The following is a 14113-nucleotide window of genomic DNA, read 5'->3' on the forward strand; positions in this document are numbered from 1 at the left end:
GTGTAAGGCATGCCGCCAGCGTTCAATCTGAGCCAGGATCAAACTCTTCAGTTTAAACCTGTTACTGTTTTCGGTTCTTTCGAACCGGTCGCTCACTCAAAGCTGACAGGAATATGAATCACTTCATAAACCTGACTTACTTTAGTGTGAGACTCTTGATACTTTCGCTATCTGATCCGAAGATCAGCTCGCTTCCATCAAGCGCCCACACTTATCGGCTGTTAATTTTTAAAGAGCATTTCTGCGAGAAACCTGAAGTTTCTCAGCAGCGCTGCGTTTTCAGCAGCAGAGAAGCGAGATTATGAACCGTCTTTTTCAGTCAGTCAACAACTTTTTGAACTGCTTCGTTGCGACGACTGGGTTCAACTTCATGTGCGCCGGGGCTCGACAACCCACCCTACATCGCACCGCTTCCCTTCTCCCCCCGCGCCGCGTTTCCGTTAGCGCGAAAGAGGCGTGATTCTAAGCACCTGCCCCGGTCTGCGCAACCCCTTTTGTGAAAATATTTTGAAAAAGCCCCCGTGCGCTAACGCGCACGGGGGCTTCGGGCTCACTGCCCCGGGTGATCTTACCGACGACCGACACCCGCCGCTCGCCAGGCGCCGCCCAGCTACCGCCAAATCAGCGGTTCTTGAATACCGGCTTCCGCTTTTCGACGAATGCCGCCATCCCTTCCTTCTGATCTTCGGTCGCGAACAGCGAATGGAACAGTCGACGCTCGAAATGGACACCCTCAGCCAGTGTCGTCTCGTACGCGCGATTCACCGACTCCTTGACCATCATGACCGCCGGCAGTGAGAACTCGGCAATCGTCGTTGCAGCGGCAATCGCTTCGTCGAGAAGTTTGTCAGCCGGCAGCACGCGCGACACGAGCCCCGCCCGTTCCGCCTCGGCCGCGTCCATGAAGCGCGCCGTCAGGCACATGTCCATTGCCTTCGCCTTGGACACCGCGCGCGGCAGACGCTGCGTGCCGCCTGCGCCCGGCATCACGCCCAGCTTGATTTCGGGCTGGCCGAACTTGGCCGTATCCGCTGCGAAGATGATGTCGCACATCATCGCGAGCTCGCAACCACCGCCAAGCGCAAAGCCCGCCACGGCAGCAATGATCGGCTTGCGGATCTCGCGGACGGTCTCCCAGTTACGGGTGATGTAGTCGCCGCGATAAACATCCATATAGGAATAGGTCGCCATCATGCCGATGTCGGCCCCGGCCGCGAACGCCTTCTCGCTCCCCGTCACGACGATCGCGCCAATCGCGTCGTCTGCGTCGAACGCCTTCAGCGCAGCGCCCAACTCATCCATCAGCGCATCGTTCAGCGCATTCAGCGCCTTCGGACGGTTCAGTGTGATCAGCCCGACTCGCCCCCGGGTCTCCACCAGGATGTTCTCGTAAGACATCTATTTCTCCTCGATCAATGAAATGAGAAACGCCTCGCACATGCGAATAGTTTGATGCTACCATTCTCCGACCAACCGGTCGGTTAATTAATCGATCCAACCCTTCCCTATGTCCATCAGGCTGCCGCCATGACCCATGCACTGTTCACGAAGCACGAAGACACGCTGAAACACGCCCTCGCCGCCATCGAGAGCCGCGGGTACTGGAGCCCGTTCGCGGAAATGCCGAGTCCCAAAGTGTACGGGGAAAGCGCCAACGCCGACGGCGAAGCGGCGTTCAAGGCACACCTCGGCAACACGTTCGTGCTCGACCAGCCGGTGTCCGGCGGAACCGTCGGCGCGGAGCAGTCGCCGTACGGGATCGCGCTGGGCATCCGCTATCCGAAATCGACACCCGACGAACTGATTGCCGCGGCCGCCGCGGCCCAGCGCGCATGGCGCGAAGCCGGCCCGAGCGCCTGGATCGGCGTCAGTCTCGAAATCCTCGCACGGCTGAATCGCGCGAGCTTCGAAATTGCCTACAGCGTGATGCACACGACGGGCCAAGCGTTCATGATGGCATTCCAGGCCGGGGGCCCACACGCGCAGGATCGTGCGCTCGAAGCGGTCGCCTACGCCTGGGACGAGTTGCGCCGCATCCCGGCCGATGCACACTGGGAAAAGCCGCAAGGCAAGAACCCGCCGCTCGCGATGCACAAGCGCTACACGATCGTCCCGCGCGGCACCGGCCTCGTGCTCGGCTGCTGCACGTTCCCGACCTGGAACGGCTACCCCGGCCTGTTCGCCGACCTGGCGACCGGCAACACGGTGATCGTCAAACCTCATCCGGGCGCGATCCTGCCGCTCGCGATCACGGTCCGCATCGCCCGCGACGTGCTGCGCGAAGCCGGCTTCGATCCGAACGTCGTCACGCTCCTCGCGACCGAGCCGAACGACGGCGCCCTCGTGCAGGACCTCGCGCTGCGTCCTGAAATCAAGCTGATCGACTTCACGGGCAGCACGCAAAACGGCACGTGGCTCGAACACCATGCCCATCAAGCACAGGTGTATACCGAGAAGGCCGGTGTCAACCAGATCGTGATCGACTCGACCGACGACCTGAAGGCCGCGGCCAAGAACATCGCGTTCTCGTTAGCGCTGTACTCCGGCCAGATGTGCACGGCACCGCAGAACATTTACGTGCCGCGCGACGGCATCCGGACGGCAGACGGCCATGCAAGCTTCGACGAAGTCGCCCAGGCGATCGCTGTCTCCGTGCAGAAACTGACCGGCGACCCGGCTCGCTCGGTCGAACTGATCGGCGCGATCCAGAACGACGGCGTGGTCGCGCGTATCGACGACGCCCGCAAGCTCGGTCGTGTGCTCGCTGACAGCCAGACGCTCCAGCATCCGACATTCGCCGACGCTCGGGTGCGCACGCCGCTCGTGCTGCAACTCGACGTGGCCGACCAAGCGAAATTCACGCAGGAGTGGTTCGGCCCGATCTCGTTCGTGATCGCGACCGACTCGACCGCGCAATCGCTCGATCTCGCCGGCAAAATCGCCGCGGAACATGGTGCGCTGACGCTCTCCGTCTACAGCACCGACGACAAGGTCCTCGACGCTGCGCACGATGCAGCGGTGCGTGGCGGCGTCGCGCTGTCGATCAACCTGACGGGCGGCGTATTCGTCAACCAGTCGGCTGCGTTCTCCGACTTCCACGGCACCGGCGCGAACCCGGCCGCCAACGCGGCGCTCGCCGATCCGGCGTTCGTCGCCAACCGGTTCCGCGTGGTGCAAAGCCGCGTCCATGTTGCGCCGAAGGCTGTACCTGCGGAAGCCGGCCAAACGGCATAACCCGAATGGCCGACGTGCAAACGCCGTCACGTTCTCTACCATGAACGAATCTGCCAACCGGCAGGTTCGTTGCACATCGACACCCCCATGACCGACGCCTACATCTGCGACGCGATTCGCACCCCCATCGGCCGCTACGGCGGCTCCCTGAAAGACGTTCGTGCCGACGATCTCGGTGCGGTGCCGCTCACGGCGCTGATCGAACGCAACCGCAATGTCGACTGGTCGGCCATCGACGACGTGATCTACGGCTGCGCAAACCAGGCCGGCGAAGACAACCGCAACGTCGCGCGCATGTCCGCACTGCTCGCGGGCCTGCCGATCGCCGTGCCGGGTACGACGCTGAACCGGCTGTGCGGTTCGGGCATGGACGCCGTCGGCACCGCCGCGCGCGCGATCAAGGCGGGCGAGGCACGCTTGATGATCGCGGGCGGCGTCGAAAGCATGACGCGCGCGCCGTTCGTGATGGGCAAGGCCACCAGCGCATTCGCACGCCAGACCGCCATTTTCGACACGACGATCGGCTGGCGTTTCGTCAATCCGCTGATGAAACAGCAATACGGCGTCGATTCGATGCCGGAGACGGCCGAGAACGTCGCGGTCGACTACGGCATCAGCCGTGCCGATCAGGACCTGTTCGCGCTGCGCAGCCAGCAGAAGGCCGCGCGTGCGCAGCAGGACGGCACGCTCGCCGAGGAAATCGTCCCGGTGACGATTCCGCAGAAGAAAGGCGACCCGCTCGTCGTATCGCGTGACGAGCATCCGCGAGAAACGTCGCTCGAAGCGCTCGCGAAGCTGAAGGGCGTCGTGCGCCCGGACGGCTCGGTGACGGCCGGCAACGCGTCGGGCGTCAACGACGGCGCATGCGCACTGCTGCTCGCCAACGCGGAAGCCGCCGATCAGTATGGGCTGCGCCGCCGCGCACGCGTCGTCGGTATGGCGACCGCAGGCGTCGAACCGCGCGTGATGGGGATCGGCCCGGCGCCGGCCACGCAGAAACTGTTGCGCCAGCTCGGGATGACGATCGACCAGTTCGACGTGATCGAGCTGAACGAAGCGTTCGCCTCGCAAGGTCTCGCGGTGTTGCGCATGCTCGGTGTCGCCGACGACGATCCGCGCGTGAACCCGAACGGCGGTGCGATCGCGCTCGGTCACCCGCTCGGCGCATCGGGCGCTCGGCTCGTGACCACGGCGCTTCACCAACTCGAGCGTACGGGCGGCCGCTTTGCACTCTGTACGATGTGCATCGGCGTCGGCCAGGGCATCGCGATCGCCATCGAGCGCATGTAACCGACGCGACGCGCGCCTATAACGAAGTCATGAAGGAGACACTGCATGTCATATCAGGCGATTCAGCTGGATATCGATCAGACTGCCCGCGTGGCCACGATCACCCTCAACCGCCCGGACAAGCTGAACAGCTTCACGCGGGCGATGCACCGCGAACTGCAGTCTGCGCTCGATGAAGTCGAGACGGCCGGCGCACGTGCGCTGATCCTGACGGGTGCGGGGCGCGGCTTTTGCGCAGGCCAGGACCTGGCCGATCTCGACTTCACGCCGGGCGCGTCCACCGACCTCGGCACGCTGATCGACGAGCATTTCAATCCGCTGATCCGCCGCCTGCAACGCATGCCGATTCCGGTGATCGCCGCCGTCAACGGGACGGCGGCGGGCGCCGGCGCGAATCTCGCACTCGCCTGCGACATCGTGTTCGCGGCACGCTCGAGCAGCTTTATCCAGGCCTTCGTCAAGATCGGGCTCGTGCCCGATTCGGGCGGTACGTGGTTCCTGCCGCAACGCGTCGGCATGGCACGCGCGCTGGGGCTGGCCCTGACCGGCGACAAGCTCGGCGCCGAACAGGCCGAACAATGGGGCTTGATCTGGCGCGCGGTCGACGACGATGCGCTCGCCGCGCTGGCGCGTCAGCTCGCCAATCAGCTCGCGCAGCAACCGACGCTCGCAATCGCGTCGATCAAGCAGTCGATGCGCGACAGCGTCACGAATACGCTCGATCAGCAGCTCGACCTCGAACGCGACCTGCAGCGTAAGCTCGGCCAGTCATACGACTACGCGGAAGGCGTGAAGGCGTTCATCGAGAAGCGTGCGCCGCGCTTCGAGGGGCGTTGACATGACCACCTCCAACGACACGCTCACCCCCGATGCGCTCGCCCGTGCGACGGCACGGGCCATGTACGACGCAGACGCCTGCAGCCGCGCGTTCGGCATGGAAATCGCCGAAGTGCGGGCCGGCTACGCACGCCTGCAGATGCGCGTACGGCCGGAATTCCTGAACGGACATCAGACCTGTCACGGCGGCATCATCTTCACGCTCGCCGATTCGACCTTCGCGTTCGCATGCAACTCGTACAACCTGAATACCGTTGCGGCCGGCTGCTCGATCGAATACCTGCGTCCCGTATACGGTAACGACCTGCTGACGGCCGAAGCGATCGAGCAGACGCGCAGCGGCCGGCACGGCATCTATGACATCCGCGTCACGAACCAGACAGGCGAAACGGTCGCGATGTTTCGGGGCAAATCGGCCCAGATCAAGGGCACGGTGCTGCCGGAAGAGCGTTGACGTCCACCGCTCGCTCATAACAATCACTGGAGACAGGCATGACTACCCCGCTACCGCTCGAGCCGATCGAGACCGCCTCACGCGACGAGCTTACCGCACTGCAGCTTGAACGCCTGAAGTGGTCGCTCCGGCATGCGTATGACCACTCTCCCGTCTATCGCCGCAAATTCGACGAAGCGGGCGTGCATCCCGACGACCTGAAGACGCTCGCGGATCTGTCGCGCTTCCCGTTCACGACCAAGAGCGACCTGCGCGACAGCTACCCGTTCGGGATGTTCGCGGTGCCGCAGGACCAGATCTCGCGCATTCACGCGTCGTCGGGCACGACCGGCAAGCCGACCGTCGTCGGCTATACGGCGCGCGACATCGACACTTGGGCCAATCTCGTCGCGCGCTCGATCCGCGCGGCCGGTGCGCGGCGTGGCGACAAGGTTCATGTCAGTTATGGATACGGGCTGTTCACCGGCGGGCTCGGCGCACACTACGGCGCCGAACGCGCGGGACTGACCGTGATTCCGTTCGGCGGCGGCCAGACCGAAAAGCAGGTGCAGCTGATCCAGGATTTCCGGCCCGACATCATCATGGTGACGCCGAGCTATATGCTGTCGATCGCCGACGAGATCGAGCGCCAGGGCCTCGACCCCGCACAAAGCTCGCTGCGCATCGGCATCTTCGGCGCGGAGCCCTGGACCAACGACATGCGCGTGGCCATCGAGCATCGGATGGGCATCGACGCGGTCGACATCTATGGGCTGTCCGAAGTGATGGGTCCCGGCGTCGCATCGGAATGCGTCGAGACCAAGGACGGCCCGACCATCTGGGAAGATCACTTCTATCCGGAAATTATCGACCCCGACACCGGCGAGGTATTGCCGGACGGCGAACTTGGCGAACTGGTCTTCACGTCGCTGACGAAGGAAGCGCTGCCGATCATCCGCTACCGGACGCGCGACCTCACGCGTCTGCTGCCCGGCACCGCCCGCACGATGCGCCGGATGGAAAAGATCACCGGGCGCTCGGACGACATGATGATCGTGCGGGGCGTCAACGTCTTCCCGACGCAGATCGAGGAGCAGCTGCTGAAACAGCGTGCGCTTGCACCGCACTATCAGATCGTGCTGACGAAGGAAGGTCCGCTCGACGTGCTGACGCTCAATGTCGAGCCGTGCCCCGAAACTGCCCCCGACACGGCGGCGATCCATGCGGCGAAACAAGCGCTCGCGCACGACATCAAGTCGCTGATTGGCGTGACGGCCGTGATCAATGTGCTGCCCGTGAACGGGATCGAGCGTTCGGTCGGCAAGGCACGCCGCGTGATCGACAAGCGCAAGGGCTGATACCCCCAGCCCCCCGCCCCCCGACCGCCGCGCGCAACAGCAATCGCGAGGCAAAAAAACAGCCCGACCGGCCAACACCGATCGGGCTGTTTCGCTTTGATGCCAGGCTACACGTATACGCCGGCACCACCGCGCATCATGAATTCGGGAACAGCAGCCACATCCGGCCGATCTGCTTCATCCGTCCGGCCTGGTCGCCGGCGTCGTCGCCCAGCCCCCAGAAATAGTCCGCCCGCACGCCGCCCTTGATCGCGGAACCCGTGTCCTGCGCGAACACGAGCCGGTTCATCGGCGTATTCGTCAGCGGACGCGTGGTCTGCAGGAACACCGGTGTGCCGAGCGGGATCGACGACGGATCGACCGCGATCGAACGCTCCGCCGTGAGCGGCACGCCGAGTGCGCCGATCGGGCCGTCCGCGCCGCCGTGCGGCGCATCTTCCTTCGTCGGCATGTCGCGGAAGAACACGAATCGTGGATTCGTATCGAGCAACGCATCCACGCGAGTCGGGTTTGCCTTCGCCCAAGCCTTGATGCCCTGCATCGTCGCCTGCGCGGGCGTCAGCTCGCCGCGATCAAGCAGCCACTTGCCGATCGAGCGATACGGCTGGTTATTGGTGCCGCCGAAGCCGACCCGCATCACCGAACCGTCGTCGAGCAGCACGCGCCCCGAACCCTGCACCTGCAGGAAGAACGCCTCGATCGGATCATCGACCCACACGAGTTCGTTGCCGTTGAGGATGCCGGCCCGCTCGAGCTGCGCGCGAGCGGGCAGCGCGGCACCGGCGCGATAGCCAGCCGGCCAGCGGTACAGCGCGTACTGGTAAGGGCCGCGACGCACGCGGGAGCCGTGCAGCAGCGGCTCGTAATAGCCGGTCACGAGCCCGTCGAGCGTGCCGTCGGTGTTCGCCAGCTGAAACGGCGTGAAATACGTTTCGAAGAATGCACGTGCGCTGCCGACGTCGAGCTCGTCGAGTCGGTCGGCGGCCGCGCAGGCGCGCTGCCATGCGGGCTGGCGCGCGAGCCGCACGCAGTTCTGCCGCAGCGCGGCCGTCGCGCCGATCAGCGAATCGTCCTGCCACCCCGGCACCTGCTGCCACGCGACCGGCGTGAGCCGCTTCGCGGCAACCTGCCCTGGCACGATCGCCGCGCCGGTCGGCGGCTTGAGCGCCGACGTCCGCGTCGGCGCGCCGCCGCATGCGGCAAGCAGCGCTGCCGTCGCGGCCGCCACAACCCAGCCGGCCGCCCGGGGCCCAAACCACATACAATGTTCGTTCTTGATGGAAACCGCCATGTCAGATTTTCTCGACCAATATCCGATGCTCATCTTCGCGCTCGAGGCTTTCGTAGCGCTTGCCCTGCTGATCTTCATCGTCGTGTGGACGTCGTCGGGCAGGAAGAAGCACGCCCGCGGCAACGACCGCCAGCCGCGCTGACCGGCCCCGCACGCTCAATGCAGCGTGCGCGGCATGTGCAGCGCGAACTCGTCGACCGGCGCGTCGAACCGCTCGCCGTCCTCCGCCACGCAGAAGTACGCACCGCGCATCGTGCCGACCGGCGTCGCGATCACGGCCCAGCTCGTGTATTCGAACTGTTCGCCCGGCTGCAGCAGCGGCTGGTGCCCGACGACGCCGAGCCCCTTCACTTCCTGCACGTGGTTTTCGCTGTCCGTGATGATCCAGTGACGCGCGATCAGCTGCGCCGCGACCTGCCCGGTATTGCGGATGGTCAGCGTGTACGCGAATGCGTATTGACGTCGATCGGGGTCGGATTGTTCCGGCAAGTAGCTGGTTTTCACCGAAACGGTGAACTGATACTGACTCATGATGTTTCCGCTGTAGGTAACCGCCCGCGCCAACTGGAGCGGCAGGGCCGCGGGCGCGCCGCACTGGTTCGGCATTCTATTCGGAATCGGGCCGCAACCGCACGGCCCGTCGCCGCGCACCGGGTCGCCGGACGGTAGAATGGCGGTTTTGCGCCGCAGCGTCCCCGCTCCCCTGTCATGACTCAATTCCGCATCGCTCCCAGCATCCTGTCGGCCGACTTCGCACGGCTCGGCGAAGAAGTCCGCAACGTGGTCGCCGCCGGCGCCGACTGGATTCACTTCGACGTGATGGACAACCATTATGTGCCGAACCTCACTATCGGCCCGCTCGTCTGCGAGGCGATCCGCCCGCACGTGCAGGTGCCGATCGACGTGCATCTGATGGTGCGCCCGGTCGACCGGATCGTGCCCGATTTCGCGAAAGCCGGCGCGAACCTGATCAGCTTCCACCCGGAAGGTTCGGACCACATCGATCGTACGCTGTCGCTGATCCGCGATCACGGCTGCAAGGCCGGCCTCGTGTTCAACCCGGCGACGCCGCTGAACTATCTCGACCACGTGATGGACCGCCTCGACTTCGTGCTGCTGATGTCGGTGAACCCGGGTTTCGGCGGCCAGTCGTTCATTCCGGAAACGCTGAACAAGCTGCGCGAAGCACGCGCGCGCATCGACGCATACACCGAGCGCACCGGCCGCGAGATCCTGCTCGAGGTGGACGGCGGCGTGAAGGCCGACAACATCGCGGAAATCGCGGCAGCCGGCGCGGATACCTTCGTCGCGGGTTCGGCGATCTTCGGCAAGCCCGACTACCGCAAGGTGATCGACGAGATGCGCGCCGCGCTCGCCACCGTCGAGCGGAGCTGACGCCGTGGCCAATTCCTCGCAGGCCCGTCAGGCACCGGCCGCAGCCGACGGCACGATCCGTTTCGCGACGCCGCGCATCGACGCGGCGCTGATCGACCTCGACGGCACGATGGTCGACACGGCCGACGATTTCACGGCCGGGCTGAACGGGATGCTCGCGCAGCTCGGCGCGCCGGCCACGTCGCGCGACGAGGTGATCGGCTACGTCGGCAAGGGCTCCGAGCACCTGATCCACAGCGTGCTGAAGCCGCGCTTCGCGCCCGACGAGGCGCACGCGCGCTTCGACGACGCGCTCGCGATCTATCAGACCGAATACGCGAAGATCAACGGCCGCCACACGCGCCTCTATCCGGACGTCGCAACCGGCCTCGACGCGCTGCGCGCGGCCGGCATCCGGCTCGCGTGCGTGACGAACAAGCCGCACCGTTTCGCCGTAGAGCTGCTTGAGCAATACGGGCTGATCGATCGCTTCGGCATCGTGCTCGGCGGCGACAGCGTCGCGCGCAAGAAGCCCGATCCGCTGCCGATGCTGACGGCCTGCGACGCGCTCGGCGTCGCGCCGGACGCGGCGGTCGCGATCGGCGACTCGGAAAACGACGCGCTGGCGGGCCGCGCGGCGGGAATGGCGACGCTGACGGTGCCGTACGGCTACAACCACGGCAAAGCTATACAAACGATAAATTCGGATGGTATAGTCGATTCGTTGCTGGTCGCGGCCCGCGCGATTACCGCGCACAACGCCGGCCGGCCAACCATCTGATTATTTCTTCCATCCGCATGTTTCTGAATAAAAAACGGAGTCTGAGCAGCATCGACCGGGGAGCCTGGCCCTGGCGTCGCTGGTCGCGCTAACCTCTTCGATGAGGTACGCTGAGGCACGTCTTCAGCGCCGTTTTTTATCTCGCTGCGCATCCGCGCGCCGATCGTCGCACCACCTCGAGTTCTACCGTGTCCGAACGCTTGCGTTCAGGATCGGCCGCAGGCTCGCGACGTTCACGCCCGGAGTGCCGGCCGGCAACAGGCACTTCTCGATCGACCGCCCTTTCGCCGACGGCAGCCCGCGCAGCGTCAAGTGATCCCTGGCGCACTCCGCCGCTCGTCCCGAACAGGACCGGAACATGACCGAACTCGAATTCCAATCGCTGGCGAACGAAGGCTACAACCGCATCCCGCTGATCGCGGAAGCGCTCGCCGACCTCGAAACGCCGCTGTCCCTCTACCTGAAGCTGGCCCAGCCTGAACGCGCGGGCGCCAACTCCTTCCTGCTCGAGTCGGTGGTCGGCGGCGAACGCTTCGGCCGCTATTCGTTCATCGGCCTGCCCGCACGCACGCTGGTGCGCACCCGCAACGGCGTGTCCGAGGTGGTGCGCGACGGCCAGGTCGTCGAGACGCACAACGGTGACCCGTTCGAATTCATCGAGTCGTTCCAGGCGCGCTTCAAGGTCGCGCAGCGCCCGGGCCTGCCGCGCTTCTGCGGCGGCCTCGCCGGTTATTTCGGCTACGACGCGGTGCGCTACATCGAGAAGAAGCTCGCGAACACCGCGCCGCGCGACGATCTCGGCCTGCCCGACATCCAGCTGCTGCTCACCGAGGAAGTCGCGGTGATCGACAATCTCGCCGGCAAGCTCTACCTGATCATCTATGCGGACCCGGCCCAGCCAGAGGCCTATACGAAGGCAAAGCAACGCCTGCGCGAACTGAAGCAGCGCCTGCGCACGACCGTGCAGCCGCCCGTGACGTCGGCGAGCGTGCGCACCGAGACGTTCCGCGAGTTCAAGAAGGAAGACTATCTGGCCGCCGTGCGCCAGGCGAAGGAATACATCGCGGCCGGCGAACTGATGCAGATCCAGGTCGGCCAGCGGCTGACGAAGCCGTACCGCGACAATCCGCTGTCGCTGTATCGCGCGCTGCGTTCGCTGAATCCGTCGCCGTACATGTATTACTACAACTTCGGCGATTTCCACGTGGTCGGCGCATCGCCGGAAATCCTCGTGCGCCAGGAAAAGCGCGGCGATGACCAGATCGTCACGATCCGTCCGCTGGCCGGCACGCGTCCGCGCGGCAACACGCCCGAGCGCGACGCGGAACTCGCGACCGAACTGCTGAACGATCCGAAGGAAATCGCCGAGCACGTGATGCTGATCGACCTCGCGCGCAACGACGTCGGCCGCATCGCGGAGATCGGCTCGGTGCAGGTGACCGACAAAATGGTGATCGAGAAGTACTCGCACGTGCAGCACATCGTCAGCTCGGTCGAAGGCAAGCTGAAGCCCGGCATGACGAACTACGACGTGCTGCGCGCGACGTTCCCGGCCGGCACGCTGTCCGGCGCGCCGAAGGTGCGCGCGATGGAACTGATCGACGAGCTCGAGCCGATCAAGCGCGGGCTGTACGGCGGCGCCGTCGGCTACCTGTCGTTCTCGGGCGAGATGGATCTCGCGATCGCGATCCGCACGGGCCTGATCCACAACGGCAACCTGTACGTGCAAGCGGCGGCCGGCGTCGTCGCGGACTCGGTGCCCGAATCCGAATGGCAAGAGACCGAGAACAAGGCGCGCGCGGTGCTGCGTGCGGCCGAACAGGTCCAGGACGGCCTCGATAGCGACTTCTGACCGGAGACTGACCATGCTGCTCATGATCGACAACTACGACTCGTTCACCTACAACCTGGTCCAGTACTTCGGCGAACTGGGCGAGGACGTGCGCACGTACCGCAATGACGAAATCACGCTCGACGAGATCGCGCGCCTGAACCCCGACGCGATCTGCCTGTCGCCCGGCCCGAGCAACCCGCAGCACGCGGGCATTACGCTGGACGTGCTGCGCGAATTCGCGGGCAAGAAACCGATCCTCGGCGTCTGCCTCGGCCATCAGGCGATCGGCGAAGCATTCGGCGGCCGCGTCGTGCGCGCGAAGACCATCATGCACGGCAAGGTGAGCCGGATCGAAACCGACTGCCGCGGCGTGTTCGCCGACCTGCCGAAGCATTTCGACGTCACCCGCTACCATTCGCTCGCGATCGAACGCGAATCGCTGCCCGACTGCCTCGAGGTGTCCGCGTGGACCGACGACGGCGAGATCATGGGCGTGCGTCACAAGACGCTGCCGATCGAAGGCGTGCAGTTCCACCCGGAATCGATCCTCTCCGAGCACGGCCACGCGCTGCTCGAGAATTTCCTGAAGCAGAATCGCGCGACGGCCCGGGCAGCCGCGCCGGCGGCCTGACGGGAGACGCACGATGACGATTACCCCGCAGGAAGCGCTGCAACGCACGATCGAACACCGCGAGATCTTCCACGACGAGATGCTGCACCTGATGCGGCTCATCATGCGCGGCGACATGTCTCCCGTGATGGCGGCCGCGATCATCACCGGGCTGCGCGTGAAGAAGGAGACGATCGGCGAGATCGCCGCCGCCGCGACCGTGATGCGCGAATTCGCGAACCACGTCGTAGTGCAGGACAACTCGAACTTCGTCGACATCGTCGGCACGGGCGGCGACGGCTCGCACACGTTCAACATCTCGACCGCGTCGATGTTCATCACGGCCGCGGCCGGCGCGAAGGTCGCGAAGCACGGCAACCGCGGCGTGTCGAGCAAGTCCGGCAGCGCCGACGTGCTCGAGGCGCTCGGCGTGAACATCGATCTGCAGCCCGACCAGGTTGCCGCGTCGATCGCCGAAACCGGCATGGGCTTCATGTTCGCGCCGAACCATCATCCGGCGATGAAGAACATCGCGGCCGTGCGCCGCGAGCTCGGCGTGCGGACGATCTTCAACATCCTCGGCCCGCTGACCAATCCGGCCGGCGCGCCGAACCAGCTGATGGGCGTGTTCCATCCCGACCTCGTCGGCATCCAGGTGCGCGTGATGCAGCGCCTCGGCGCGCAGCACGTGCTCGTCGTATACGGCAAGGACGGGATGGACGAAGTGTCGCTCGGCGCCGCGACGCTCGTCGGCGAATTGCGCGACGGCGAGGTGCACGAATACGAGATCCATCCGGAGGACTTCGGCCTGCAGATGGTGTCGAACCGCACGCTGAAGGTGGAAAATGCCGAAGAATCGCGCACGATGCTGCTCGGCGCGCTGGACAACAAGCCGGGCGTCGCACGCGAGATCGTCACGCTGAACGCGGGCACCGCGCTCTATGCGGCCAATATCGCCGAATCGATCGCGGACGGCATCCAGCTCGCCCGCGAAGCGGTCGCGAGCGGCAAGGCGCGCGCGAAGGTCGACGAACTCGTGCGTTTCACGCAGCAGTTCAAGCGCTGACTCCC

Annotated in this window: 14 protein-coding genes; 11 read left to right on the forward strand and 3 right to left on the reverse strand. The window is 65.2% G+C overall.

Annotated features, from left to right (window positions below):
- Positions 1-621: 621 nt before the first annotated feature.
- On the reverse strand, positions 622-1398 hold the full coding sequence (locus DIE11_RS30065) for an enoyl-CoA hydratase (protein ID WP_059532675.1): 777 nt from the start codon (positions 1396-1398) through the stop codon (positions 622-624).
- A 129-nt stretch (positions 1399-1527) separates the two neighbouring features.
- Between DIE11_RS30065 and paaN the strand changes: the two genes are divergently transcribed.
- From paaN to paaK, 5 genes are all read left to right on the forward strand, one after another.
- Complete coding sequence (paaN, locus tag DIE11_RS30070; protein WP_124629053.1) at positions 1528-3234, forward strand: phenylacetic acid degradation protein PaaN; 1707 nt, start codon at positions 1528-1530, stop codon at positions 3232-3234.
- 87 nt (positions 3235-3321) lie between these two features.
- Positions 3322-4524 (forward strand): 3-oxoadipyl-CoA thiolase, encoded by a 1203-nt coding sequence (pcaF, locus tag DIE11_RS30075; RefSeq protein ID WP_124629055.1) that lies wholly within the window; start codon positions 3322-3324, stop codon positions 4522-4524.
- A gap of 45 nt (positions 4525-4569) precedes the next feature.
- The gene (paaG, locus tag DIE11_RS30080) at positions 4570-5361 is read left to right on the forward strand and encodes a 2-(1,2-epoxy-1,2-dihydrophenyl)acetyl-CoA isomerase PaaG (RefSeq protein ID WP_124629057.1); all 792 of its coding nucleotides are present in this window, start codon (positions 4570-4572) and stop codon (positions 5359-5361) included.
- A 1-nt stretch (position 5362) separates the two neighbouring features.
- The gene (paaI, locus tag DIE11_RS30085; RefSeq protein ID WP_059608061.1) at positions 5363-5815 is read left to right on the forward strand and encodes a hydroxyphenylacetyl-CoA thioesterase PaaI; all 453 of its coding nucleotides are present in this window, start codon (positions 5363-5365) and stop codon (positions 5813-5815) included.
- Between the two features lie 38 nt (positions 5816-5853).
- Positions 5854-7152, forward strand: a complete 1299-nt coding sequence (gene paaK, locus DIE11_RS30090) for a phenylacetate--CoA ligase PaaK (RefSeq protein ID WP_124629059.1) — start codon at positions 5854-5856, stop codon at positions 7150-7152.
- 136 nt (positions 7153-7288) lie between these two features.
- On the opposite strand, the gene DIE11_RS30095 is transcribed toward paaK, so the two are convergent.
- Positions 7289-8413, reverse strand: coding sequence for a murein transglycosylase A (locus DIE11_RS30095; RefSeq protein WP_226118160.1), 1125 nt, complete (start codon positions 8411-8413; stop codon positions 7289-7291).
- 28 nt (positions 8414-8441) lie between these two features.
- Between DIE11_RS30095 and DIE11_RS37190 the strand changes: the two genes are divergently transcribed.
- The gene (locus DIE11_RS37190) at positions 8442-8585 is read left to right on the forward strand and encodes a hypothetical protein (protein ID WP_006758475.1); all 144 of its coding nucleotides are present in this window, start codon (positions 8442-8444) and stop codon (positions 8583-8585) included.
- A 14-nt stretch (positions 8586-8599) separates the two neighbouring features.
- Here DIE11_RS37190 and apaG read toward each other — a convergent pair whose 3' ends face one another.
- Positions 8600-8974, reverse strand: a complete 375-nt coding sequence (apaG, locus tag DIE11_RS30100; protein ID WP_057924835.1) for a Co2+/Mg2+ efflux protein ApaG — start codon at positions 8972-8974, stop codon at positions 8600-8602.
- 177 nt (positions 8975-9151) lie between these two features.
- Between apaG and rpe the strand changes: the two genes are divergently transcribed.
- From rpe to trpD, 5 genes are all read left to right on the forward strand, one after another.
- Complete coding sequence (gene rpe, locus DIE11_RS30105) at positions 9152-9838, forward strand: ribulose-phosphate 3-epimerase (RefSeq protein WP_006482066.1); 687 nt, start codon at positions 9152-9154, stop codon at positions 9836-9838.
- Positions 9839-9842: 4 nt separating this feature from the next.
- A complete protein-coding gene (locus DIE11_RS30110; protein WP_124629063.1) occupies positions 9843-10598 on the forward strand; it encodes a phosphoglycolate phosphatase in 756 nt (251 codons plus the stop codon).
- 358 nt (positions 10599-10956) lie between these two features.
- Entirely contained in the window at positions 10957-12450 is a 1494-nt protein-coding gene (gene trpE, locus DIE11_RS30115; RefSeq protein ID WP_124629065.1) for an anthranilate synthase component I, read from the forward strand.
- A gap of 13 nt (positions 12451-12463) precedes the next feature.
- Positions 12464-13063: an aminodeoxychorismate/anthranilate synthase component II gene (locus DIE11_RS30120; RefSeq protein ID WP_059608057.1), complete on the forward strand. Its 600-nt coding sequence runs from the start codon at positions 12464-12466 to the stop codon at positions 13061-13063.
- Between the two features lie 13 nt (positions 13064-13076).
- The gene (trpD, locus tag DIE11_RS30125; RefSeq protein ID WP_059608056.1) at positions 13077-14108 is read left to right on the forward strand and encodes an anthranilate phosphoribosyltransferase; all 1032 of its coding nucleotides are present in this window, start codon (positions 13077-13079) and stop codon (positions 14106-14108) included.
- Positions 14109-14113: the final 5 nt, after the last annotated feature.

Source organism: Burkholderia sp. Bp9012, assembly GCF_003853825.1.
Lineage (GTDB): Bacteria > Pseudomonadota > Gammaproteobacteria > Burkholderiales > Burkholderiaceae > Burkholderia > Burkholderia diffusa.